The organism is Chryseobacterium sp. c4a (assembly GCF_009900745.1).
Lineage (GTDB): Bacteria > Bacteroidota > Bacteroidia > Flavobacteriales > Weeksellaceae > Chryseobacterium.
This window is the reverse complement of sequence record NZ_WXVU01000003.1, coordinates 103,192-128,911: the sequence shown is the minus strand read 5'-3', so window position 1 is coordinate 128,911 and position 25,720 is coordinate 103,192. Positions and strand designations below refer to the sequence as shown.

The following is a 25,720-nucleotide window of genomic DNA, read 5'->3' as shown; positions in this document are numbered from 1 at the left end:
TAAGGTGGTATACATTTTTATTTTAATTTTAAAAACCGATCGTTGTAGAAATAATTCTACTTTTTTATATAATTATTTCTATCGTGTAATGTGTTTATTTCTATAGGTTTAACTATTATAACTGGAATTTTTTCGATTCATAATTTGTACATTTGCAGTCCTTATTATGAAAAAAATTATATTTTGTTGTGTAGTTGGATTCTTTTCCTTCTATGCTCACGCACAGGTGGGAATCGGAACTCCGAAGCCAAAATCGACACTCGATGTGAACGGCAAAACCACCTTAAGAAAAGAACTTAGAGTAGGCGGAACTTCGACCAAAGCAGGAAATGCTGGGTTGAATGGTCAGGTATTGGTTTCTCAGGGAGAAGGCAAATCTCCTGTTTGGAAATCAATTAATGTTCCTTTTATGGAAGAGGGGCAGTACAAACTAATTAATTCATATTTATCATCAGATCAGGTAGGTGTTACAGAACTTTCCAACGGTATTCAAGGAGATGGTGTCTCTAGAAATAATGTTGGAGATGATATTAAAGACGCTTCAAAAGGTAAATGGGTGAAAATTGCGGGGCTTAAAAACTCATTTATGATCAAAAATGGTAAAAACAGACTTACTTATCAGTTTCAAACGGGAGTTGAAATGAGGGCACCACAGTCTACTATATCTGATAATGTAAGATTTGCTTGTGCTGTTTTTAGAAATGATAAGTTGGTAGCAGTACGTCCTGATAGGGTAGCTTCCAGTAATAATTCCGGAAAAGCAGGGATTCAGGATTATGTTTTTACACTCAATTATACAGAAATTAATGTTCCTGTTGGAATACAGAATCTTGAAATTGCATGCAGAAAGATCAGTACTTCAAATGTAAACTCTCAGTTTGCTATAGGTCGTGATGTTCAAAGTTCAAATGGAGCATCCAATGCATTTACATTGGAGTCTAATATGAAGATTGATGTCATTGAATATGTAACTTATAAATCTAATTAAAACCAACTGATGAAAAATATATTATCGACTTTACTGCTCGCCTCGGCACTGACGCTTTCTGCACAGGTGGGTATTAACACTGAATCTCCAAAAGCAACGTTAGACGTAAACGGAGACTTGAATTTGAGAGATAAGATTGCTGTACTTGATACGAATGATAATACACTTTCTTTAGGTAACAATGACCAGATACTGGTTTCTCAAGGAGAAGGATATCCGCCTATTTGGAAGACCCTTCGTATTCCTGAATATGAGCCGAACAAATTTTACCTGATCTTTAATAATTCCTTTTCAGATAAAACAGGAGTTCAGTTTAGTTATTGGGATCAACCTCCTTCAAGTGGAACTTCTAAAGCTGCAGCTTTTGTAAAAGGAACAGACTTTTCTAATCTAACTACATTTAGGAAAATTGATAAGCTATCACAGAAAATCCAGATTTTCAGTACAGAAAGTAAGGCTTATTTTCAATTCGAAACAGTGGTGCAGGCTGATTTTGGGCCGAATGGAGCTACTGATACATCAATAGACTATGCCTGTGGTATTTTTGTAGATGATAAACTGATCAGTTTAAGACAGAATAATTTAAAAGCAAGCAGTGCTCAGTTTCCTTTCCTAACTCATAATCAAATTGGAGCGGTAACTAATCTTTCCAAAGGGGAGCATACCGTAAGTGTAGCTTGTTCAAGGCTTGCATCGTATGGAAATTCTACCAACAGAACTTTAGGTATTGGGATAAATACGAATGACAATATTAATGAATTCATTGCTCAGTCATCTTTAAAAGTGGATGTATATGAGATTCCACAAGTATTTAACCCAATCATAAATTAAAAACAAATTATGAAAAAAATATTTTTTGTTCAATTTTTATTGATGATTGGACTCATGCAGGCTCAGATAGGTATTAATACCACAACTCCTGTTAATAAATTAGATGTGAACGGAGATATCAATGTTCGAAAGGAATTGAGAACTAATGGTACTGATGTATTGAAAGGATCGGCTGGGAACGCTGGGGATATTTTCCATAACAACTCGGAAATAAAAGCAAATGATTGGAAAAGTATTAAAATAGCTGATGGACAAGGAAGTATGTCTTTGTTTTCTATTAATACAGTAGCAGATCAGACTGGGGTATTATTTACTGATAGTGGAAGTGCAAAACCATATATTGAAAATGCTAATCTGGAAGGAAACTGGACGGTATTACCTCAAGCCGTAGATACTTTTTCAGTAACGAACGCTACGAATAAAGTAACGTTTTCCTTTCAAACAATTGCCCAAAAAATATATTATGGCACATCCTCTGCGAGTTTTGCTTGCGGTATTTTTGTAGATAACAAACTTAAAGCAGTAAGAACGGATGTATTGTTAGGAGATAGTGGAGCTTATAAGATTTTTAATCTTAATGCAACTCTTGAGAATCTTACTCCTAAAAATAAATACTCTGTTAAAGTAGCTTGCATAAACAGAACATTAAATAATACAACACTTGGAATAGGAAGAGCCGTAGATACTTCAGCTCTTACCAGTGATATGGCACAATCTGTTTTAACAACATCGGTATTACAGCCTTATTAATTTTCATAGTCATACAATAATTAAGAATCTAAAAGCGTTATGTTTTTAGATTTTTTTATTTATTTGCTATATTCTTTGTGAATTTATAGGTTTAAATAATCTGTATTGTATAAAATTGAATTATATTTGAACAAATTAAAAATATATGGTAAAAAACTATTTTCTTAAAGTATTTGCTGGTATTACTCCGTCCGGTCTGCTGGCTTTATCACCTACAGGGCAGCAACTTCGAAAACAGATCAAATTTTGATAATAAGTCTCAAAATCTGACTCTTACTGTTGTTGTTAATCTTATTAGAATATAAATAATCATATAATTTCTTTGCGAAAAAAAATTATATTTGTCAAAAAATAATCAATTACCAGGAAATGAAACAAATTTTCTATGTTATCTTATTAATTGCAGGCTTTTCTTCAATACATTCCTGCAAAAATTTAGTGGATGAAGATGGGAATCCCCTTTTAGATCTGAATAAGACAGAAGGACTTAGCGGCCCAAGAGCTTTATATAAAGAAGTTACAGATAAAAATACCATCGCTGAATATCAGTACAGTGGTCTTCTTGTAAGTAGAGTGATCACAGATAGTGCTTCTATTACAGATATCATGTATAGTGGTGATCGAATCAGTCAAATCAATTTTAGAGGTTTCCTTGATCTTGATGGAAATGGAAAACTGGATAAAGACAGTATATCTTATAGCAGACAATTCAATTATGGAAACAATAGCAGGCTGCAATCAATTTCTGAAACACGTTCTGTTTTCAGAAGACCAGCCCCGGTTCCACCTTCTACTAAACCAGGCCCTCAAACCTTATTTGCTGAAGAAAGATACATTTATACTTTAACATATAATACGGCTACTTCAAAGCTTGAAACGATCACTACGATAAAAGGATTAGAGAAAGGAGGAGCTCAAATTAAGTATACTGATTACTCAAAAGCAGATTATTCTTATGTAGGAGATAATGTGTCTAAAGTACTTAAAGTATATGGCCCAATAACATCGAATAATCCAGATGTTTTCGGTACTCCTACTGAAAAATATAGCTATGAGTATTATGCTTACGATCAGCAGATCAGCCCATTTACATTATTACCAAACACGTATAAAATTTCAAGATTATTATCTACTCAACGTAATGATAAAGAAAGCTTAATTCTGTCTCCTAATAGTCCTAAGAGATGGTCTGTAACCGATATTACGGTACCAATTCCAACTCCTATTGTACAGAGTACGAATTATGTATATGATCCGCAGACTTACATGACAAAAGGCTATGGCATAAACTATATTTATAAACCACAATAGAATGGTTTTTTAACAATATTTAAACTCAATCTTCCTAAGGTTGAGTTTTTTATTTTTTATGCCTTAATTTTGCAAAAAATTTCTGATGAAATATTTAATCGTTGGGCTGGGTAACAAAGGCTCAGAATATGAAAATACACGACACAATATAGGCTTTAAAGTCGCTGAAAAAATCGCTGAAAAGCTTGAAGTATCATTTAATACAGCTAATTTTGGCTGGATGGCAGAAGGGAAGTATAAGGGCAGAAAAGTTTTCGTTCTTAAACCGGATACCTATATGAATTTATCAGGGAATGCCGTGAGATACTGGATGCAGAAAGAAAACATTCCTTTAGAAAATATCCTGATTGTAACGGATGATCTGGCACTTCCCTTCGGAACTTTGAGACTGAAAGGTAAAGGCTCTGATGCAGGTCATAATGGGCTTAAAAATATTAACGAAGTATTACAGACCCAGAACTATGCAAGACTTCGTTTTGGGATTTCAGCAGATTTTGCTGCAGGACGACAGGTGGATTATGTATTGGGAACTTGGAATGAAGAAGAAACTGAAAAACTTACCGAAAGAATAGATACTTTTTCTAAAGCCAGTCTTTCCTTTGTCTTTGCGGGAATCAGTAATACGATGTCCGGATTTAACGGAAAGTAGATAACAGAGACTTCGTTTCAGTTTTATAAATAAAGGCCATCGGATTTCCGATGGCCTTCTGTTATGCATTTAAATTAATTTCCAATCAATTTATCTGAGCTATGTTATATACTTTTTGAGTAAGTAACTAAATAGGATCTCTTGATTATTTTATAACCAGCTTACTGCTCCCGTTTCAACATCGTAGTTAGCTCCAACGATTTTGATTTTACCTTCTTCCTCAAGTCTCTTAAGCGTTGAGCTTTGTTTACGGATATCTTCGATAGCGCTTTTTACATTCTGGTGATTAAGTCTTTCTAAAAGAGAACTGTTTTTTGATGAACGTTCTTCATTTTCTTCAATCACTTCATTGATAATAGGATTGAAATGATTGATTAGGTGGTTCAGGTTATCCATTCCCATTCCTTCAATTTGTGCTGCATCAAGACCTCCTTTTAAAGCTCCGCATTTAGTGTGTCCTAAAACTACAATCAGTTTAGAACCTGCCACGTTACAGCCAAATTCCATGGAACCAAGAATGTCCTGGTTTACAAAATTACCGGCAATTCTGATACTGAAAACATCTCCCAATCCCTGATCAAAAATTAATTCTGCAGAAGTACGACTGTCTATACAGCTTAGAACTACTGCAAAAGGCCATTGTCCTTCACGAGTTGCATTTACCTGCTCCAGAAGATCTCTGTTGGCTTTAAGGTTATTAACGAATCTTTGGTTTCCTTCCTTCAAAAATTCTAATGCTTTTTCAGGAGTAATGGTAGATTGAGTTTCGTATGTATGTGCTTTCATATAATTTAGTTGTTTGTTGAATTGTTAAAAATAAAATAAAATAGTTGAATTGAGCTTACATTGCTCTTTTGTGCGTAATCAGGATGTGAGAATCTTCGCTTCTTTCATAATCTTTATAGGATGTTTTAAAGCCTAAAAGTTCTACATTGATATCTTCTTCTTTTGCACGGATATTGGCAAAATCCTGGATCATTTCCAGTACATCTGTTGTAATGTATGAAGTTTCTCTTGCATCGATGATTACCGTAGAGTTAGATTTTATGTTTTTAAGTGTTTTTTTAATGGCTGCTTTGTTTAAAAATGAAACTTCTTCAGCCAGCTTTATTTTAATTCCATCTGCATCATCCAGCTTTTCTCTGCTCAGATAATAAGCTCTCTTCATATTTCCCTGAAGAATATAGAATACAGAAATAGCAAGACCAATTCCTACTCCTTTTAACAGGTCGGTAGCTACAACGGCTACAACAGTCGCCACAAATGGTACAAACTGGAATTTTCCAAGATGCCAGAAGTGTTTGAATGTAGCAGGTTTTGCCAGTTTATATCCTACCAGGATCAATACAGCAGCAAGGGTTGCTAATGGGATAAGATTCAGAATAAACGGAATCGTAAGTACGCATACTAACAAAAGAACACCATGGATCATTGCTGATGATTTAGAAGTTGCTCCGGCGCTGGCATTCGCAGAACTTCTTACGACTACAGATGTCATAGGAAGCCCTCCAATAAATGAGCTTACCAGGTTTCCGATTCCCTGCGCTTTAAGCTCAAGGTTGGTGTCGGTAATTCTTCTTTGCTTATCTAATCTGTCTGAGGCTTCAATACACAGTAAAGTTTCAATAGAAGCTACAATGGCAATCGTTGCTCCTACGATCCATACTTTAGGATTGGTAAATCCTCCGAAATCCGGCATTGTGATCAGATTTTTAAAATCATCCATTGATTTTGGAACAGGCAGTGATACCAAATGTTCTGTACCAATCGCTAAAGCGCTTCCTGATAATTTGAACATTTCATTTAACAAAATTCCGACCACTACTGCTACCAATGCTCCCGGAAGCATTTTCATTCTTTTAAGAGCCGGAGTTTTATCCCAGGCAATAAGGATCCCTACAGAGACAAGAGTTACAATAATAGCTCCAAGGTGAATCGCTCCAAAGAGTTCTGTAAAATAACCAAAGTTCAATCCGTTACTAAAAAGAGATTGGTTCCCTTCGTAGTCTTTATCGAACCCCAATGCATGAGGAATTTGTTTTAAAATAATAATGATACCAATAGCAGCCAACATTCCTTCAATAACGTTATTGGGGAAATAGTTGGAAATACTACCAGCTCTTACAAAACCTAAAACCAATTGGATAAGTCCTGCAATGATTCCGGCACATAAGAACAGTTCAAATGCTCCAAGATCAGTAATGGCAGTCAATACAATAGCGGTAAGACCTGCCGCAGGCCCGGAAACTGATATATTTGAATTACTAAGAAATCCTACAACAAGACCACCTACGATTCCGGAAATAATTCCAGACAATGGTGGTGCTCCAGATGCTAAAGCGATCCCTAAGCACAATGGTAGTGCTACTAAGAATACAACGAGTCCGGAAGGGAAATTCTCCTTGATTCCTCCTAATAATGATGTTTTTTTCATGATATTTTTGAAAATATTATAACCGATTGATTTATTATTAAATAATCAATTATAAAAGATTGGAAAATTAATTTTTAAGCATAAACAGCTTATTCAGTGCCTGAAAAGGCATGAATAATTATAGAAAATCTAACTACTACTTTAAAATTAAGCTTCCGGAGGCGGAGAAAATATGCTAAGTAAAGGGGACAGATGAAAAGAATCATCTATCAGTACAAAAGACATAGACTGAGGTGCAGGCTCAGAAAACTTCAGATAGTCGAAAACATCCAAAGGTTTTGGAATTGTCTTTTCGTAAACAATAAAGGATGATGGGTGTGAATGCGGTTCTTCTTCGTTGATTATTATATTCGTTCTAAGAATGTCCCAGCCTGCCACCGCAGCAATGCTTGGCAGCGCTGTAAAATTCAGAAAAAACGTTAATACAATAATACTCCAGAATTTCATTTCACATTCTTTTTTAGAAAAACTATTTAGTCTTTCTGCTCATTACCCAATCGGAACCGGTAAGGTTGTAGATCTTTTGGATATCTTTTAGAGTTTTCTCAAAATCAATCTCAAGATCAATGATTTTACCTGTTCTAAGGTCAAATACCCAGCCGTGTACAATAGGTTGTTCTTCTAAAATATACCTTTCCTGTACACAAGCCATTTTAATAACGTTGATACATTGTTCCTGAACATTAAGCTCAACAAGCCTGTCATAACGCTTATCTTCATCTTCGATAGAATCAAGTTCTGCCTGGTGCAATCTGTAAACATCACGGATGTTTCTCAACCAAGGATTCAATAATCCTAAATCCTGAGGAGTCATCGCTGCTTTTACACCACCACAGTTATAATGTCCGCAAACCACAATGTGTTTCACTTTAAGATGTTCTACTGCATATTGAATAACCGCAGTGGAACTCATATCTAAAGTATTCACAACATTGGCGATGTTTCTGTGAACAAAAACCTCTCCCGGTTTGGCACCCATCAATTCTTCCGCTGTAGCTCTACTGTCTGAACATCCTATATAAAGATAATCCGGGTGTTGAGTTTTTGCCAGCTCATGAAAGAAGTTTGGATCTTCCGAAATTTTAGATTCTACCCATTTCTTATTGTTCTCAAAAATAACCTCGTACGATTGTGACATAATTTTAAATTTTTAAAAAAGGTTTATAATTATTTATTTCGTTTAAATTATTTTCGAATTCAATAGACTGAATCAATAATTATGCAAAAATATACTTTTTGCAGAAAAACTATCCACTTTTAACAAAGTTTAATATTAAAATATGCTTAAAATCATATCTAATATCCCTATATACTTTGTCTTAGAGTGAGTAGAGGCTTCTTAATAATCCAAACGTTTAAAAAACTAAGCTAAAATTACAAAGTAAAAACCATAAAATAGACTCTGGAGATTAAAATATTTTAAATTTTTTGCCTCCTTCAAGGAATAGGGATAGTCTAGATAAGTTCTATAGCTGCTATATGGGAATGTATGCCAATGGGGGATTGATCTCATCTGTCGGATTTATCTGTTTAGGATTTGTATGGCTCATAACTACATTGGCTGGGGTTATGCAGATCAGAAAAGGAAATGTGGAGATGCATAGACAACTTATGACTTATAGTTATGCATGTACATTTACCGTAGTAACACTACGACTTTGGTATCCCATACTAAAGAGCATCACACAAGATCCTGATAGCTCTTATCTTATTGTAGCATGGCTATGTTGGCTTCCCAATGTAATGGCAGCTTATTTTATTAACAAAAAAAGTTTTAAAGCGGATTAAGAAATTTTGTTGTTAATATACCCCTTCGTGGCTTCTAGACTAGGATATACTTTACCCGGATTTCCCATGACCATTGAATTTTCGGGGACATCAAAATTAACATACGCATTAGGAGCAATCAATACATTATTCCCTATATTCACATGGCCGACAATAACTGCGTTAGGGCCTATCCATACTTCATTTCCGATAACAGGATAACCTTCGTTTTTTCCTCGGTTCTGCTGTCCAATAGTGACACCTTGTGCGATATTACAGTTTTTACCGATTTTAGCTTTAGGATTGATGACAAGCGCTCCCCAATGTCCCAGATATAATCCTTCTCCAATTTGCGTTTCAGGATAAATCTGGAAGCCATATTTTATCTGGTAATGCCTTAAAACAAATTTCCAGAATAGCCCGGAAATAGATTTTTTCTGATATTTCTGAGCTTTTCTAAAAACATAGAGATAATGAAGATTTGGGTTGATGCATTTTTTCCAAATCCCAAAAGTGGAAAGCCATTGTCCGCCTTCCCTATAAAAATCTTTCTGTATTGTTGTATACTCTGGCATAGTACAATATCTTATACGTGGTCTATGATTTCCTGTAGATGAGCTACCGATTTTTCAAGTACAAACGGCAGATCTGTTTGTGCTATTTCTTTCTCGTATTGCCCGGCAAGTTCTCTATGGATAAGGAACTTTTTCATTCCTTCATAAATTCCATCTTCTGAATTAGGAGTAATAATACCTAATTTCCCATCCTGAAGCAGGTCTTTTATTCCTGAAACATCGGTTGAAACAACAGGTTTATCCAAAATAAGTGCTTCTGCAATGATGGTAGGAAATCCTTCATGTCGGGATGACATTACATAGAAATCCGATTGTTTAAGATAAGGATAAGGATTGCTTCTGAAACCAAGCATTTTTACAGTCTCCTGAAGCCCAAGCTGATTAAGCTTTGCCTGGATGTTTTCAAAATCAAATCCATCACCAATAATAATGATTTGATGATTCAATCCTTCATCCATTAGCTTTTTATGAACATCCAGAAGTCTATCATACCCTTTTTGAGGATATACTGTACCTATAGTGACAAAAGTTGGAAGATCTTTGGAAAACGGATAATCATTAATTTCAATTTCAGCCTTTTGTAGAGTGTCTTGTGAATCAATAGGGTTGAAGATTTTTACAACAGCCTCCTTTTCTCTGTCATGATGTGCCAGCTTCTGCATTTCTTCTTTCAGTTTATTGGAAATCACAAGTATTCTGTCAAACTTAAAAAGCTGTCTGATAACATCTGGCGTATATTCTTTTAGATTAAAGATATCATTCTGAATCCAGATTATTTTTTTAGAATCTTTTTGCGGGCTGGATAGCAGTTCTTTATACATTCCATGAATGGCTGCTATTTCAACGTCATATTTTTTATTCTTTAATACAAAGGTATACAACAGGAAAGGGAACCACAGAAACATTTTCTGATAAAGTACTCTGAAAGCTTTTACCGGAATTTCATGAGGTTTGTTGGTGGTGATCATTTCCCCTTTCAAAAGATAACGGAGGTTTACCCATGATGGGACTTCCTTGATATACATTCCTGTATAGAGATTGATCAGTAAATCAACTTCATATTTGTCTTCGGGAAGGTTTTTAAGAAAATTTACTAAAACTTTTTCTGCACCACCGTGGCGGAGGGATCCAATACGTATAAGAATCTTTTTTTTCATTCAGAGCTCTTTATATTCCGCGAAAAATAATTGCTGACTGTTTTATGATCAATAAAAAAACAGTTTTTTAGTAATGATTTTTCTATTATGCATTCCAGTGATTTTTTTGGGATACCTTACAAAAATATAAAAAAAACGATGCTTCCGTTCAGAAAGAATATAAAATATTGTTAAACAAAGGATATTCGAAAGGAAGTATAATGGAAAGATAGAACTTCTTATTGTAGAGGATAGGCTTATCTGATCCTTCTTGCTTTTTTGTATTTATGAGGAAGATTTGCTTTAATATATTCATCAAGCTTTTTACGATCTTTTTCCAGTTCTCTCGGATAATCTGGGTTGTTTTTCAAAACAATATCGCCATAATCTTCAATGGTGCATAAGAACTGAGCCGGATTTCCTATAAATACAGTATTATCAGGCATCGATTGAGATAAAACAGAGTTTGCACCCAGGATGCAGTTGTTTCCAATCTGTACATCCTGCGTAATAACACAGTTGATTCCTATGGTACAGTTGTTTCCGATTTTAATGCGACCCATAATTCTAGCATCCTCATAGCCGGGAAGCTTTCTCAGAAGGGTAGTTGTTCCGCCATGGTTAACGAATCTTACCCCGGCAGCTATATTGACATCATTACCAATTTCAATAAGATAAGGCTCTGTACCAAAATAAATTTTGTCAGGCATATTGAAATTTTTTCCTACTTTCATACCACGATATTTTGCTACCTCCAAACTCGCTTTATTTAAAAAGGTATGATAGGTAGAATGTATTTTCAGTACTATTCGGTATATGAAGATCATTATTGTAAATTTGTTTTTTACTTTTGCAAAGAAAAAGAATTTATATGATAAAAGTTTCCAAAATAGAATATTATTTGCCGGAGCTGGTTCTTACCAACGAGGATTTGGAAAAAGAGTTCCCTGAATGGAGTTCCGAAAGGATTCAGGAGAAAGTAGGCATCGCACAACGCCACATTTCATCAGAAAACGAAACAGTATTGGATCTTGCTGTTAAATCATCCGAAAAAGTATTGGAGAACTACGACAGGAATAAGATCGACTTTATTCTCTTCTGTACCCAAAGCCCTGATTATTTTCTTCCTACAACAGCCTGTATTTTGCAAGATAAACTTGGTTTGAGAAAGAATATCGGTGCTATGGATTTTAATCTTGGATGCTCCGGATTCGTCTATGGACTGGCATTTGCTAAAGGTTTAATCGCTGCAGGAATTGCCCAGCATATTTTACTGGTAACTTCAGAAACATATACCAAACATATCAACCCTAAAGATAAAGGAAACCGAAGTATATTTGGGGATGCCTCTGCTTCAGCAATCATTGAAAAATCTGAAACAGGGAATGATTATAAATTCTGTCTGGGAACAGACGGCAGTGGTGCAGAAAATCTTATTGTTAAAAAAGGAGCTTTCAGAACTGATTTTGAATTGAATCCTGAAAATGAATTTGCACCGGAAAACCTTTATATGAATGGCCCTGAGATCTTCAATTTTACGATTGAAAATATTCCGGGACTGGTAAAAGAAACGATGGAAGTGAATGGATTAACGATGGATGATATTGATCATTTTGTTTTTCACCAAGCCAATTCGTTCATGCTGAATTATTTGAGAAAAAAGACCAAGATTCCGAAGGAAAAGTTCTATATTGATATGGAAAAAACAGGAAATACAGTCTCTGCAACCATTCCGATTGCTCTGAAAAATATGATGGATAAAGGAATGTTGAAGGAAGGAGATAAAGTTTTACTGGCAGGTTTTGGAGTAGGGTACTCCTGGGGAGCAACAATATTGGAAATTTAATTATAACATCATAAATAAAAAATATATGAAGACATCCGTTTTTTTGGAAAAATTACAAGAAGAATTAGAAGAAGATGAAACGCTTACATTAGATACGAATCTGAAAGCATTGGAGAGCTATGACTCTATCAGCTTACTTTCCGTTATCGCTTTTGTAGACGAAAATTTCAATAAAAAAGTTGATACAAAACATTTTAAAGACATTGAAACGGTTTCAGATCTGAGAGATCTTATTGGTAAAGAAAACTTTGAAGATTAATGAATCAGTTTTCATTAAAAGATAAAATTATTCTTATTACAGGGGCTTCTTCCGGAATCGGGAGAAGCTGTGCTGTAGAATGCAGCAAGAGTGGAGCAAGTCTCATCCTTATTGCAAGGAATGAAGAAGAACTGCAGAAAACAGTTTCTATGCTGGCTCATGATACTCAGGTGGAAACCATCATTGCTGATATTGCCCAGTGTGAAAACCTTGAAGAGCTTATCGCTGAGAAGGTTTCAATAATAGGGAAGATCTCAGGATTTATCCACTGCGCGGGTGTTGAAAAAACATTGCCACTTAAAAAGCATACCCCACAATTATACCACGACATTTTTGCAGTGAATGTTATTGCCGGATTTGAAATTGCCAAGATTTTATCCCTTAAAAAATACAAAACAGAAACATCTAGTTTTGTATTTATCTCTTCTGTAGCAGGAATGGTGGGAGAAATCGGGAAAGCCGCTTATTCTTCCAGTAAAGGAGCTGTTATTTCAGGAGCACGTTCTATGGCAATGGAGCTTTCCAGAAGCAATGTACGAGTGAATAGTATCAGCCCGGCAATGGTACATACCCCAATATTGGAAAAAATGTTTGGAAACATTGGGGAAGAAGCTGCTGAGGAAATTCTAAAAAAACATCCCCTTGGAATCGGAAAACCAGAAGATGTGGCTAATGCCTGTATTTTCCTGCTTTCTGATGCTGCAAAATGGATTACAGGCTCCAATTTGGTTGTAGACGGAGGGTATTCTGCTCAGTAATTATTTTTGATAAAGATTTTCAATGATCTCTTCAACGGCATTGAAAATCTTCTGATTATCAAATTGATCTTCTATAGTTTCCAGATTTTTTCTGATCTTGGTGATAAGTTCAGGATCTGTCAGAAATGTTTTCATGGCTTCATACATCTCATTCGTATCATAATTGATGAGGTATCCTGTCTCTTTGTCTCTTACCATGACTCCCACATCTCCGGTATCCGTAGCAATAATAGGAGTCTGAAGAATCAACGCTTCTGCTACTACCAATGGCCATGCCTCTGATTCAGAGGAAAGAATGAAGTAATCTGCATTTTTTATGTAAGGATAAGGATTCATTCTGTTACCCAATAAAATAAAGGTGTCCTGTACGTTATTTGCCTGCACCTGCTCTGTCAGGTTTTTCATTTCTTCACCATTACCCACAATCACAATACTGTGTTGAAACCCTTCATTAATCAATTTTTTGTGAGCATCAATAAGCTTATGATAGCCTTTTCTGGTATGAAGGCGGCCTACGGAAACAAAAACCGGCCCTTTTGGAAAGTCTTGTATTTTTTCTTCCGCTTTCTTTTTGATTTCTTCAATAGGAATGGCATTAATGACAACACTTTCTGCCGGGTATTGCAAATTCGGATAAGATTGATGCATAATATCCTTGATCTTTTGAGAACAATAGATCATGTGATCAAACTGAGGAAAGTTTTTAAGAATATCCGGAACCAAAGGCTTCATCCCAGGAATATTGATTTCGGAGTGAAACCATCCTATTTTTTTGGATGCGTGATTGCTGGAATTGATAACCGAAGAGAAGGCCGCGTAAGTAGGAGCAATCTCGATATCAAATTTTTTATTTCCCAGGATCCGATCCGATATTTTATGGTCTTTTAATGCCTTTGAAAGTTTTAGCCTTCTGCGGATAAGCTGAAGCTTATGGACAAGAGGGTTTTGAGAGAAACTTTCTTTTCCTTCCGTCAGATACACTTTTTTTACATGCTTTGGAAATTCATCCTTCAGTTCTCCCTGATTCAGGTTCAGGCAAACCGTAATGTCAAATTTATCAGGATTAAGATTGTTGAGCATACTTAATATCACTTTTTCCACGCCTCCCATTTCCATAGAACGGTGTCTGAAAAGAACCTGTATTTTTTTGTTTTCTGACATTATCTGAAAAGTTTTTGTAATGTAATGACTATATTTTTCTTTATCCTGTACCAAATTCCATGCTGATATTCCAACAGCGCGAAAATCTCTTGATGATTGGTATATTTTTCCGGAATTTTTTTTCCATTGATGGTGGTAAGCCTTCTCCTTTTCATTGTAGCCAAAACAACCTGAGCAAAGTAATCATAGGACTTTCCTTTGTTGTCATTTTGAGAGATGCCTCCGGAGTGTGCTCTGTAAAGATAATTGGTATCATCTATAAAATAAACATCTCCTTTTTCATACATCTTGAGATAAAGATCCTGATCTTCTGCAATCCTCAATTCAGTATTCATTTTTTCTGTCTTTTCATAAACATCCTTTCTGAATGTTACAAAATGATTGATCTGATTAGGGTAATTAAAGAAATAAGGGTCTCCATTCCTTACCTGCATGGCAGATTTAAATGGGGCAATAGGTTTAAGATCCTTATCACAGCCCATAAAGCGGGAATAGGTGAGTACTACATTCTTTTTATTTTTAAAAATCTGAATGGTCTTTTCGATAGCTGTGGGAAGTATAGCATCATCAGGATCTACAAAACCACAGATTTCTCCGGTAGCCAAGTCTATAAGCCTGCTTTTTGTAACTCCAACACCGCTATTTTTTTCATTTTCAAAAAACTTGAATCTTTTGTCTCCTGCAATAAGAGCCTTTACTTGTTCTCGTTCTTCTTCTGAAGATGCATCATCTACGATAACGGCTTCCCAATCTGGGTAAGTTTGCTTAGTAAGGGAATTGTAACAGTCCCTAAACAATGCAGCATTATTGTAATGGGCAATAAGTACGGAAAACTTCATAGTGTTTTATAACGAGTGTTGATCATTTATTCCTGTCTGGCTATCATAATGACAGGGCTTTGTATTTTTATCAGGTATTGCTGACGAATATTTCAGAAAATATGCTGAAAGAAAACTGTTCATTGAAAAATGAAATTCTGATGACAAACTGGCATTTTTCATAATAGGGATAGAGGTAATGCTTTTTTTCACTTGGGCTACACAAATATAATCTGTTTTTATATAAATGAAAAAAAAATCTTTATTTTTGCTTTATTAAAGGCAACACAGTGAGTGAAATAACAAGAGTTCTCAAAACATTTATCGGATATCTGAAAAGACCCGACCTTTATCCGGAACTGGGCCGGAAGATTATTAAAAATACTGTTAACAGAGGCAATGCCTTTAAGGGAAAGGAAAAGACCAATTCCTGGGCAGCCGGAAGGGCAGTATCACAGAAAGAAGCCGTTTCAAAGCTGTTTGGGCTTGAAATAGACGCTTTTCGTAATGATTATCAGGAAATTTTAGCTACAGCAGCACAAAGAGAAAAGGATTGTCCTGTGAAAATGGGTGGGCCTGGTGCTTTGGAACTGATCTATTATGCATGTGAGTTTGCTAATGCTCAGCATGTCGTGGAAACAGGAGTTGCGTATGGATGGTCTTCATTGGCTTCCCTTTTATCTTTGACAAAAAGAAACGGAACGCTATATAGTTCAGATATGCCCTATCTTGCTCAGGATGGCGATCAGTATGTAGGATATGTAGTACCGGAGACTCTTAAAGGGAACTGGAAATTATTCCGGTTTGCAGATAGAGAATCGTTACCAAAAATCTTTTCTGAAAGTACTATTTTTGATGTTCTTCATTATGATTCTGACAAGAGCTATAATGGAAGAATGTGGGCGTATGATGAGCTTTACAGGCATTTAAGAAAAGGAGGTGTTTTCATTAGTGATGATATTGGTGATAATTCTGCGTATCAGGACTTCTGTGAAAAAAATAATATAGAGACTACAGTAGTAGAATACGAAGGAAAATACATTGGTGTTTTTATTAAATAGTTTGTAGAAAGGTACTTGTTAATCCCTTCTCTTAATATATTTTAATGAAAATATGATGATCTCTTTAGTTGACGATTTCTGGATAAAAAAATGTGCATATAAAATGTATAGTACAGTTGTTTAAGCGGTTTTTATGAAAATAAGCCAGATTACATTTACCAGATTTCTTGCGGCTATGGCGATTGTTGTTTCCCATTTCAATAAAGATCTGTTTTTATATAAAATTGATTATATATCCAATATATTCCTGAAAGCCAATGTAGGAGTGAGCTACTTCTTCATTCTTTCAGGTTTTATTATGATTGTAGCTTACCACAAAAAAGATAAAATCGAATATTTTGATTATTATAGAAATCGATTTGCCAGAATCTATCCCTTGTATGTATTGGGGCTTTTGTTGTATTTGGTAACCCGATATTCCAATTTCAGTATTTATAAAGGGTTTTTGTACTTGTTTGGGCTTCAGAGCTGGATTCCCGGTGAAGCTATGATTTTGAATTTTCCCGGTTGGTCTATTTCGGTAGAATTTCTATTCTATCTGTTATTTCCTTTACTATATAATTATTTTTATTCTAAGGGAAATAAAAGTATTTGGGTAGTAACGGTTATTATTTGGATCATGACCCAGGTATTTTGCAGCCTTTATGTGGATTCTTCTTATTATAAAGGCCCACATACAGCAAGTCATGAGTTATTGTACTACTTTCCACTGATGCATATTAATGAATTCCTGGTTGGGAATCTTGCAGGATTATTTTTTGTGAAAAACTCTGGTCAGAAGAATTATGATGTATCGGTAGTTATTATTTTCGGACTCATATTATTGTCCTTAATTTTTCTTCCATGGTTTTATCATAATGGATTGATGGCACTGCTTTTTATTCCACTTATTGTTTTAATATCCAAGAATAATGGTATTTTGACGAAGGTCTTTTCTTTGAAACCTCTGGAATATCTTGGTGAGGCCAGCTATGCTGTATATATTACCCATATTCCTGTTCTTTACATTCTGAGAGAAGTGGTAAGCAAGTATAATTTTTCCATTGATATTGTATTCGGGATTTATATAATTGTAGTTATCCTCACTTCTATTTTATTTTATCAATGCATTGAAAAGCCATTAAGAGATTATCTGAAAAAGGTGAATATCAGATAAAAATCTTTATTTTTGTAACAAAGCAACACAATTATGGAAATGAGAATGGTTCCCAATATTTATATTTCAAATGAAGGTCTGATACAGAAATTCATTGTTCAGGAAAATAAAAAAAAAATACTGACAGCACCGGGAAAGCATACATTAATGTTTTAATAAAAAAGAATATTTATGTACAAGACATTTTCGGAGCTTAAAAAAGAACTTCGCAAAGATTCCAAAGGATTAAAAAAAATAAAAATTGCTCTGTTGGGTGATACGGCAACTCAATTTCTGAATGTTGCTTTGAAAGGGACTGCAATAGGCGAAGGTTTTGAGTTTGACATTTTTGAGGCTGATTTCGGTCAGATTTCCCGACAGATTCTGGATCCAACATCTGAATATTATGAGTTCAATGCTCATTATACAATCATTTTTGAATCCTCACATAAGCTATTGGCGCAATATTACAAGTCATACGATTCACAGGTTTGTTTTGCAGAGAATAAGCTTGCTTATGTGGCAGAGTTATATAAAACGATACAGGAAAGAAGCAAAAGCAGAGTAATTTACTGTAATTTTCCATCAATTAATAATCAGGTTTTTGGAAACTTTTCCAATAAGGTAGAATCTTCATTCGTTTTCCAACAGAATAAACTTAATTATCTTCTTTCAGCAGAAATTGCATTTAAAAATGATAATTTTTTTATTGCCGATCTGGTTTCCATTCAGAATAAATGGGGAAGAGATTTTATGTTCTCTCCCAATATCTATGTGAATACGGAAATGGTACTGTCTCTTGATATACTACCTATTGTAGCTCATCATATTACCGGAATTATTTCTTCTCTGGAAGGAAAATTTAAAAAATGTCTGATCCTAGACCTGGATAATACGACCTGGGGCGGGATTATTGGAGATGATGGCCTTGAAAAAATACAGATCGGAAGCTTTGGGATCGGAAAAGCATTTACAGAATTCCAATATTGGGTGAAAGCCCTTCAGCAAAGAGGAGTAATCCTTGCTGTTTGCAGTAAAAATGATGAAGATAAAGCCAAAGAGCCTTTCGAGAAACATCCTGATATGATTCTAAAGCTTGATGATATTGCTGTTTTTGTTGCCAATTGGGAGAATAAGGCAGATAACATCAGGAAAATTCAGGGAATTCTAAATATAGGATTTGATTCTATGGTGTTTCTGGATGATAATCCTTTTGAAAGGAATATTGTAAGAGAAAACCTGCCTGAAGTTTGTGTTCCGGAACTTCCGGAAGACCCGGCAGAATATCTGGAATATCTTTACAGCTTAAATCTCTTCGAAACAGCAAGCTTTTCAGAAAATGATGCTGAAAGAACAAAACAATATCAGGTAGAAGCTCAGAGAGCTGTTGATGTAGAGCGATTCACCAACGTTGAAGATTTTCTTAAGAGTCTTCAGATGGTTTCTGATGTTCAGGCATTCAACAGTTTTTCAAAACCGAGGGTTTCTCAGTTGACACAGCGTTCCAACCAGTTTAATCTGAGAACAGTACGGTATACAGAACAGGATGTTGAAGAATTAATGAATTCGGATACTCATCATACCATTTCTTTTACTCTTGAAGATAAGTATGGTGATAATGGGCTCATTTGTGTGATTGTTCTTGAAAAGAAAGATCAGGAAACGCTCTTCATAGATACGTGGCTGATGAGCTGCCGTGTTCTGAAAAGGGGAATGGAGGACTTTACTTTAAATACCATCATAGATACAGCCCGGAAAAATGGGTATAAATATGTAGAAGGAGAGTTTATTCCAACAGCTAAAAACCAAATGGTGATGAACCATTATGAAGGACTGGGTTTCACTGAAAAAGATGAACGATGGATACTGGATGTAGAGAAATACGAAGACAAACAAGTATATATTAATCATAAACTATAAAACATATTACAAACTATTATGAACAAGGATGAAATTTTAATTAAACTGACTGATATTTTCCGTGATGAATTAGACAATAATGAAATTGTATTGACTCCAGAAACTACAGCGGAAGACATTGAAGAATGGGATTCACTTTCTCATATTCAGCTAATTGTAGCGGTAGAAAAAGGCTTTGGAATTCGTTTTACTTCATCGGAAATCAGAAGTTGGAATGATGTAGGCGAAATGATAGACTCTATAACTTCTAAATAACTGCTGTTGTATGCTTCTTAATTCATACAGCTTTATATTATTCTTTATTGCGCTTTATTTTATTTATTATCTAAGCGGGAAAACCTCAAAGATTCAAAATATTATTTTGCTTGTAGGAAGCTATGTCTTTTATAGCAGTTGGAGCTGGGAGTTTTTATTTTTATTGATGGCTACAACAGGGGTTACCTATTTTGTAGGAAATAAAATAAAATCAGCTTCAAAAGATACATCTAAAGTATGGTGGCTGAGGTCAGGGGTTTTTATTGTCCTGATTCAGCTTTTATATTTTAAATATTTTAATTTTTTCATTGAGAACTTCAATGATTTCCTGCATCTTTTTGGAGTTAAGAATCAATTGGGAGTATTGAAAATTATCTTTCCGATAGGGATCAGTTTCTATTCGTTTAGAATGATAAGCTATTTGTTGGATATCAGGAATAATAAATTGAAGGAAATTCCATCTCTATTGGATTATGCGGTTTTTATTGCCTTTTTTCCATGTATTATTGCCGGGCCAATTGACCGAGCTACACCATTTTTGAAAAATCTGAAAATAAAAAGAGAGTTTTCTTCTTCTCAATTTACAGATGGATTGAAACAAATTTTATGGGGTCTTTTCAAAAAGCTGGTAGTAGCAGATAATATTGCCGGAATTACCTCGGAACTATTTCAGTCTTATCATACCTTAAACGGAAGTGCTTTATTTGCCGGGGCAGTATTGTATTTTATTCAGCTGTATTCAGATTTCTCAGGATATACAGATATGGCTATAGGGATTTCCAAGCTGTTAGGGATTAAGATTCAACCCAACTTTAATTATCCATTGTTTGCTCAGAATGTTGCCGACTACTGGAGAAGATGGCATATTTCTTTAACCTCCTGGCTTACAGAATACGTTTTTACTCCTTTATCTATTCACTTCAGAGATTATGATAAGTATGGATTGATTATGGCGATCATTATTAATTTTTTAGTGGTGGGATTCTGGCATGGCGCAGAATGGCATTATATTCTTCACGGATTAGTAAGCGGCATCATGTTTATTCCATTGATTTTGAGTGGGAAAATGAATAAAAAGGTGAAAACATCTAACAATTTCATTCCAACAAAAGACGAAATAAAGAATATCCCGGTAACGTTTATTCTTTTTACTTTATTAATGATTCTTTTCTTTTCAAAAGATATGGAAATGGCTACGAAATATTATCAGGGAATTTTCTCATTATCATTTTTCCAGCTACCCAATTTTCCAATCCAGAAAGAAGTTATACTGGTAATGGTATTTATGCTATTGCTGGAATGGGGGAACCGAGATAAAGAATATGCCATTAAAGAGATTTTTGTAAAGAGAAATATTGTTTTACGATGGGGCTTTTATTATATATTGGTGTTTTTAGTTTTTCTGTTTTATATTGCTCCTAAAGGGTTTATGTATGCTATGTTTTAGCAGATTAACGGAAATAATAGGAAGAACTTAGTAAGCTCCGGCATAACTTGAATTATGAAGAAATCACTTTTAAGATTGGTCATGTTTTCTATACTACCTTTGTTGGTATTAGGATATGCCGTCTATTTTTTAACACATAATACGGATGATTTTTATAAAAGGTTTACATCTCCTCAGCAGAACTCTTTTATATTGGGAAGTTCCAGAGCTGCGTTGATGGATCCTTTTATCATGGATCGTATTTTACATTCAAAATATCCCAATTCGGCTATATATAATTATTCCTTCACGTGGGCACATTCCCCTTATGGACCTAAATATCTGGAGTCTATTGAGAAAAAAATAAAACCAGAAACAAAAGATGGTGTTTTTATTGTAACTGTTGAGCCTACAGCTTTAATGGTTGATAAAAAGAAACCGGATAGTCCGGAATTTTATATTGAAAATGATAAGAGCGTTGCAAAGACTTCTATGGTGGCTATCAGTCCCAATATCGAATATCTGTTTGAAAGTTATGATCCATCCATTACCAATGAGCTCAATAAAAAAATACTACCCCCTAAAAATGTAGTGGGAGTTTCTACAATCCTGGACAACGGAAAATATGATTTGAAAATCATAAAAAAGGTTGCGCCGGAAAAACAGGAGATGTCCAACAAAAAGAATATGATAAAATTTCAGGAAAGGATTGACGGATTGAAAGTATCTGAAAATAGAATTCTTTATCTTGAAAAAACGATTGAGTTTCTTAAACAGCACGGAAAAGTGATGGTCATAAGAATGCCTGTTAATAAAGCACCCTATTCAATAGAAGAAAAAGCATTTCCGGATTTTGATAACCGTATGGAAGCTGTTGCCTTGAAAACAAAAGTGTCCTATATCAATTATAATAAATTGGAGAATAGCTACCATTGGCTGGATGAGGTTCATTTGGATAAAAGATCTGTAGAAGCCTTTTCAGGAATTGTAGCAAGAGATATTTTGTCTCGTTAAATAATGCCGAAGTTATTTTAAACGGTTGAACGCGGATTATTTTTAGAAAATAAGGATAATATATAAAGCTTTAGTAATAAGAATTGTAAATTTAATTTCAGAATTTACTGATAACATGTCAGGAGAGTAATTAAGATCAGAAAACAAATCGTGTAACCTAAAACACTTACAATGATTGAAATAATAAATGTTCCCCAATCAACAAAAAATATTCTATCGGAGAAAAATAGAAACACTCGATTTCAGAGAAGTATTATAACCCCTATCTTCTAATTACGATGTTATTCAACTCAATAGGATTTCTTATTTTTTTACCAATAGTATTTTGTCTCTATTGGTTTGTTTTCAATAGAAAATTTCAGGAACAGAACAGGTTGCTGTTATTGGCCAGTTTTTATTTTTATGCCTGCTGGGATTGGAGATTCCTTTTTTTATTGATGTTTTCCATTGGATTGGATTATCTATCAGGAATTAAAATTGAGAACAGTAAGACGAATCGGGAAGCCAAATTCTGGCTCACTTTAAGTATTGCCATCAATCTTGGTTTTTTAGGATTTTTTAAATATTATAATTTCTTTGTTGAGAGTTTTGCAGACCTTCTGAACGGTTTTGGTTTCAAGGTAAATGTTTGGCTTCTCAATGTTATACTTCCTGTAGGAATTTCGTTTTACACATTTCATGGGCTTTCTTATGTAATTGATGTTTATAAAAAAAGAATAAAAGCAGAGAGGAGCTTTACAGACTATGCTGTTTTTGTAAGTTATTTTCCTCTTCTTGTAGCTGGTCCTATAGAAAGAGCAACACATCTTTTGCCTCAGATACAGCGAGAAAGAGCATTCAATTATGAACAAGCCGTGGATGGAATGCGACAAATTCTGTGGGGATTTTTCAAAAAAATGGTGATTGCAGATAATTGTGCACCACTGGTGAACGAGATATTCACCAATTATCAAACGGAAAGTCCCGGAACTCTTGTGATAGGAGCCGTATTGTTTGCTTTCCAGATCTATGGAGATTTTTCAGGATATTCAGATATTGCACTGGGAGTTTCCAGATTATTTGGAATTGAATTATTGAAAAACTTTGCATTTCCTTATTTCTCAAGAGATATTGCCGAATTTTGGAGAAGGTGGCATATTTCGCTTTCTTCCTGGTTTAGAGACTATCTGTATATTCCCTTGGGTGGAAGTAAAGGCGGACTTTTGATGAAGATCAGGAATACATTTATTATTTTTCTGGTTTCAGGATTCTGGCATGGAGCAAACTGGACATTTATGATCTGGGGAGGGCTGAATGCTTTATATTTTATGCCTTTGCTGATCATGAATAGAAATCGACAGAATATAGAAGTTGCAGCTCAAGGAAAATTTTTACCCTCTTTTAAAGAGTGTTTCCAGATTCTGCTTACTTTTTTGATTACCTGTATCGCCTGGATTTTTTTCAGGGCAGAATCTGTAACGCAGGCGATTTATTATATCGGAAGAATTTTTAGCCGTGAATTACTTTCTGTTCCACATCCATTGCCCATAAAAGTATTAGCACTGGTCGGGTTTATGCTCATTGTAGAATGGATCAACAGAGAGAGGTTTCACGGATTGGAAATTAAAAGATTTGGTCCGTGGATGAGGCGTATTTTTTATCTTGTTATTATTTATATCATTCTCCGTTATGCCAACTTCGGGAATAATGAATTTATTTATTTTCAGTTTTAGCATGAAGAAGTTTTTAATTAAAATAGTGCCTTATTTTGTTGCTGTACTTATTGTATTGGCCATTCTTGGTTCTTTTGCAGATGGGAATACAGATGACAACTATATGCATTTTTCGGTTAAAAAACCACAGAATATAATATTGGGAGATTCTCGTGGCTCTCAGGGAGTTGTTCCTGGAGTATTGAAAAATAAGCTTTCCACAAATTTTGATAACTTTTCTTTAAATATTGTAGAATCACCTTATGGACAGGTTTACTTTAAAGCCTTAAAAAGAAAATTAGATCCTGAAACCAAAAATGGAACTTTTATTTTAACAGTAAGTCCATGGAATTTGTCATTAAATAAGAGCATCAAAGAAGAAAAAGATTTCCCTGAAGAACACTCTCCATTGAATGATATGTATTTTTATGATCAGTCTCCAAATTATGAATATCTGCTGAAACATTATACACGAAGCTGGTTTAAGATTTATACTGAAAGAGCAGAACTGGGACGATCCAATACCTTCCTTCACCAGGATGGTTGGCTGGAAGTAAATATCAATATGCATAGAGACTCTGTGGCAGTGAGAACAAATAAAAAGGAGCTGTTTTATGAAGGGTTAGCTAATACCGTAGAGCTTTCACCGGAGCGTCTCAAAGCAATCAATGAAATGATTAATTATTTAAGAACAAAAGGTAAGGTTTATCTCGTTCGTCTTCCTACATCGAAAGGGCTTATAACCATTGAAAATCGAAAATACCCCGCTTTTAATAAGTTGCTTAAAGATATCGCAAGAAAACAGAATGTGAAGTTTTTTGACTTCTCAGGAAATTACTCAGAATATGATTACACAGATGGAAACCATTTGTATAAAGAATCAAGTCGTAAGATTACTGGCCGCATTGCAGATTCTATTCTGGTAAGCAGAGGAAGATAGCGTGTTGCTACCTTAAAATAGATTATTTCTGAAATTAATGTTATAGATTCCAGATCGAATGCTTTTGTAGTCTGTTACAAGATATTTCATGATCATTCCCCATTTTTTTGAGACGGGAGCATTAGCAATCAGAAAGCTTCTATACATTCTTTTGATATGAAGTTTTATATTTTCAGGAAGGGTAGGTTCATTTTCTGCCCAGGTATCTACTTCATTCCATAGAAGAACACGTGTGGTAGCAGGATTTACTTTTTTAGAATCAACCTGAGTAATTCTGTTATCTTCATGTACTCCACGTACAGCCACGGCTTTGTCCAAAATTCCGGGATATAGATTCAGGTAATAGGAGAGTCTAAACAGAAACTCAGTATCCTGATGTAATCTTAAACTGGCTTTAAAGAAAGGATTCATTTTTTTCATTAAAGAATCCCTACGAATTGTTAGTGCGTCAATACTAAATAAACCAAAGCTTCCCAGCATATAGATTTGCCCAGGGAAAACATCTTTAGGTTCATGTATTTTATAGACAGTAGTTAAGCGATCTCCAAATAAAGAATAATACTGTTTTTTTGCCTTTTCGGTGTAATAATGAACACCAAGAGCACCATATACACCTTCTATTTCTGGCTTTTGGAAAAGTTCTTTTTCAGCATCAAACCTGTTGGGAAGAAAATAATCATCTGCATCCAGAAAGGCAATAAAGTCTCCGGTGGATTTTTCTATTCCTAAATTCCTTGTAGGCCCTGCACCGTGGTTTCCTTTATCAGCATGCTGATAGAGTTTTACCCTGTCGAATTTTTCAGCAAGCTGCTGACAAACCTCCAATGCATTATCAGGTGATTTGTCTTCAATCAGTATGATTTCGTAAACTTCATCAAACTGCAAAGCAGATTCAACCGCCTGAGAAACATACTTTTCGGCGTTGTAAACGGGAATAATTACTGAAATTTTCATTTTTTTGCCAACTTAATTTTTTATACCATTCGTGTGTGTGA

General features: G+C 34.8%; 27 protein-coding genes. 17 read left to right on the top strand and 10 right to left on the bottom strand.

Annotated features, from left to right (window positions below; all coding sequences use genetic code 11):
* Positions 1-166 precede the first annotated feature (166 nt).
* The 5 genes from GTR01_RS06615 to pth all read left to right on the top strand — a co-directional run bounded on the left by GTR01_RS06615 (position 167) and on the right by pth (position 4,529).
* Positions 167-988 carry a hypothetical protein gene (locus tag GTR01_RS06615; RefSeq protein ID WP_160137076.1) on the top strand — a complete coding sequence of 274 codons (822 nt, stop codon included), beginning with the start codon at positions 167-169 and terminating at the stop codon, positions 986-988.
* 9 nt (positions 989-997) lie between these two features.
* A complete protein-coding gene (locus tag GTR01_RS06610) occupies positions 998-1,819 on the top strand; it encodes a hypothetical protein (RefSeq protein WP_160137075.1) in 822 nt (273 codons plus the stop codon).
* 9 nt (positions 1,820-1,828) lie between these two features.
* Entirely contained in the window at positions 1,829-2,569 is a 741-nt protein-coding gene (locus GTR01_RS06605; protein WP_160137074.1) for a hypothetical protein, read from the top strand.
* Between the two features lie 369 nt (positions 2,570-2,938).
* Complete coding sequence (locus tag GTR01_RS06600; RefSeq protein ID WP_160137073.1) at positions 2,939-3,880, top strand: hypothetical protein; 942 nt, start codon at positions 2,939-2,941, stop codon at positions 3,878-3,880.
* Positions 3,881-3,965: 85 nt separating this feature from the next.
* A complete protein-coding gene (gene pth / locus GTR01_RS06595; protein ID WP_160137072.1) occupies positions 3,966-4,529 on the top strand; it encodes an aminoacyl-tRNA hydrolase in 564 nt (187 codons plus the stop codon).
* 150 nt (positions 4,530-4,679) lie between these two features.
* On the opposite strand, the gene GTR01_RS06590 is transcribed toward pth, so the two are convergent.
* The 4 genes from GTR01_RS06590 to GTR01_RS06575 form a co-directional block, all read right to left on the bottom strand.
* Positions 4,680-5,315 carry a carbonic anhydrase gene (locus GTR01_RS06590; RefSeq protein ID WP_160137071.1) on the bottom strand — a complete coding sequence of 212 codons (636 nt, stop codon included), beginning with the start codon at positions 5,313-5,315 and terminating at the stop codon, positions 4,680-4,682.
* Positions 5,316-5,370: 55 nt separating this feature from the next.
* On the bottom strand, positions 5,371-6,963 hold the full coding sequence (locus GTR01_RS06585) for a SulP family inorganic anion transporter (protein WP_160137070.1): 1,593 nt from the start codon (positions 6,961-6,963) through the stop codon (positions 5,371-5,373).
* 147 nt (positions 6,964-7,110) lie between these two features.
* The gene (locus tag GTR01_RS06580) at positions 7,111-7,410 is read right to left on the bottom strand and encodes a hypothetical protein (protein WP_160137069.1); all 300 of its coding nucleotides are present in this window, start codon (positions 7,408-7,410) and stop codon (positions 7,111-7,113) included.
* Between the two features lie 22 nt (positions 7,411-7,432).
* On the bottom strand, positions 7,433-8,101 hold the full coding sequence (locus GTR01_RS06575; RefSeq protein WP_160137068.1) for a carbonic anhydrase: 669 nt from the start codon (positions 8,099-8,101) through the stop codon (positions 7,433-7,435).
* Between the two features lie 290 nt (positions 8,102-8,391).
* Here GTR01_RS06575 and GTR01_RS06570 point away from each other — a divergent pair, with 290 nt between their 5' ends.
* The gene (locus tag GTR01_RS06570; RefSeq protein ID WP_228452173.1) at positions 8,392-8,751 is read left to right on the top strand and encodes a DUF2306 domain-containing protein; all 360 of its coding nucleotides are present in this window, start codon (positions 8,392-8,394) and stop codon (positions 8,749-8,751) included.
* Here GTR01_RS06570 and GTR01_RS06565 read toward each other — a convergent pair.
* The 3 genes from GTR01_RS06565 to GTR01_RS06555 form a co-directional block, all read right to left on the bottom strand.
* A complete protein-coding gene (locus tag GTR01_RS06565; RefSeq protein WP_160137067.1) occupies positions 8,748-9,305 on the bottom strand; it encodes a serine acetyltransferase in 558 nt (185 codons plus the stop codon). The two genes, GTR01_RS06570 and GTR01_RS06565, sit on opposite strands and share 4 nt — an antisense overlap.
* Before the next feature lie 11 nt (positions 9,306-9,316).
* On the bottom strand, positions 9,317-10,462 hold the full coding sequence (locus GTR01_RS06560) for a glycosyltransferase (RefSeq protein ID WP_160137066.1): 1,146 nt from the start codon (positions 10,460-10,462) through the stop codon (positions 9,317-9,319).
* A 236-nt stretch (positions 10,463-10,698) separates the two neighbouring features.
* Positions 10,699-11,175: an acyltransferase gene (locus tag GTR01_RS06555; RefSeq protein WP_228452172.1), complete on the bottom strand. Its 477-nt coding sequence runs from the start codon at positions 11,173-11,175 to the stop codon at positions 10,699-10,701.
* A 137-nt stretch (positions 11,176-11,312) separates the two neighbouring features.
* Between GTR01_RS06555 and GTR01_RS06550 the strand changes: the two genes are divergently transcribed.
* The 3 genes from GTR01_RS06550 to GTR01_RS06540 are packed head-to-tail and all read left to right on the top strand — an operon-like array spanning position 11,313 to position 13,304.
* A complete protein-coding gene (locus GTR01_RS06550) occupies positions 11,313-12,287 on the top strand; it encodes a 3-oxoacyl-ACP synthase III family protein (protein ID WP_160137064.1) in 975 nt (324 codons plus the stop codon).
* Between the two features lie 25 nt (positions 12,288-12,312).
* Positions 12,313-12,546, top strand: a complete 234-nt coding sequence (locus GTR01_RS06545) for a phosphopantetheine-binding protein (protein ID WP_160137063.1) — start codon at positions 12,313-12,315, stop codon at positions 12,544-12,546.
* The gene (locus GTR01_RS06540) at positions 12,546-13,304 is read left to right on the top strand and encodes an SDR family NAD(P)-dependent oxidoreductase (RefSeq protein ID WP_160137062.1); all 759 of its coding nucleotides are present in this window, start codon (positions 12,546-12,548) and stop codon (positions 13,302-13,304) included. Before GTR01_RS06545 ends, GTR01_RS06540 begins: the two co-directional genes overlap by 1 nt.
* On the opposite strand, the gene GTR01_RS06535 is transcribed toward GTR01_RS06540, so the two are convergent.
* On the bottom strand, positions 13,305-14,465 hold the full coding sequence (locus GTR01_RS06535; RefSeq protein ID WP_160137061.1) for a glycosyltransferase: 1,161 nt from the start codon (positions 14,463-14,465) through the stop codon (positions 13,305-13,307).
* The gene (locus GTR01_RS06530) at positions 14,465-15,304 is read right to left on the bottom strand and encodes a glycosyltransferase family 2 protein (protein ID WP_160137060.1); all 840 of its coding nucleotides are present in this window, start codon (positions 15,302-15,304) and stop codon (positions 14,465-14,467) included. Before GTR01_RS06530 ends, GTR01_RS06535 begins: the two co-directional genes overlap by 1 nt.
* A gap of 269 nt (positions 15,305-15,573) precedes the next feature.
* Between GTR01_RS06530 and GTR01_RS06525 the strand changes: the two genes are divergently transcribed.
* The 8 genes from GTR01_RS06525 (at position 15,574) to GTR01_RS06490 (ending at position 24,725) form a co-directional block, all read left to right on the top strand.
* On the top strand, positions 15,574-16,344 hold the full coding sequence (locus GTR01_RS06525; protein WP_160137059.1) for a class I SAM-dependent methyltransferase: 771 nt from the start codon (positions 15,574-15,576) through the stop codon (positions 16,342-16,344).
* A gap of 133 nt (positions 16,345-16,477) precedes the next feature.
* Positions 16,478-17,500, top strand: a complete 1,023-nt coding sequence (locus tag GTR01_RS06520) for an acyltransferase family protein (RefSeq protein WP_160137058.1) — start codon at positions 16,478-16,480, stop codon at positions 17,498-17,500.
* 171 nt (positions 17,501-17,671) lie between these two features.
* On the top strand, positions 17,672-19,399 hold the full coding sequence (locus tag GTR01_RS06515) for an HAD-IIIC family phosphatase (RefSeq protein WP_160137057.1): 1,728 nt from the start codon (positions 17,672-17,674) through the stop codon (positions 19,397-19,399).
* Positions 19,400-19,417: 18 nt separating this feature from the next.
* Positions 19,418-19,654 carry an acyl carrier protein gene (locus GTR01_RS06510; RefSeq protein ID WP_160137056.1) on the top strand — a complete coding sequence of 79 codons (237 nt, stop codon included), beginning with the start codon at positions 19,418-19,420 and terminating at the stop codon, positions 19,652-19,654.
* Positions 19,655-19,664: 10 nt separating this feature from the next.
* A complete protein-coding gene (locus GTR01_RS06505) occupies positions 19,665-21,101 on the top strand; it encodes an MBOAT family O-acyltransferase (RefSeq protein WP_160137055.1) in 1,437 nt (478 codons plus the stop codon).
* Positions 21,102-21,155: 54 nt separating this feature from the next.
* Entirely contained in the window at positions 21,156-22,094 is a 939-nt protein-coding gene (locus tag GTR01_RS06500; RefSeq protein WP_160137054.1) for a hypothetical protein, read from the top strand.
* Between the two features lie 278 nt (positions 22,095-22,372).
* Positions 22,373-23,806, top strand: a complete 1,434-nt coding sequence (locus tag GTR01_RS06495; RefSeq protein WP_160137053.1) for an MBOAT family O-acyltransferase — start codon at positions 22,373-22,375, stop codon at positions 23,804-23,806.
* A gap of 1 nt (position 23,807) precedes the next feature.
* Positions 23,808-24,725, top strand: a complete 918-nt coding sequence (locus tag GTR01_RS06490) for a hypothetical protein (protein WP_228452171.1) — start codon at positions 23,808-23,810, stop codon at positions 24,723-24,725.
* Between the two features lie 12 nt (positions 24,726-24,737).
* On the opposite strand, the gene GTR01_RS06485 is transcribed toward GTR01_RS06490, so the two are convergent.
* Complete coding sequence (locus GTR01_RS06485) at positions 24,738-25,679, bottom strand: glycosyltransferase family 2 protein (protein WP_160137051.1); 942 nt, start codon at positions 25,677-25,679, stop codon at positions 24,738-24,740.
* Positions 25,680-25,720: the final 41 nt, after the last annotated feature.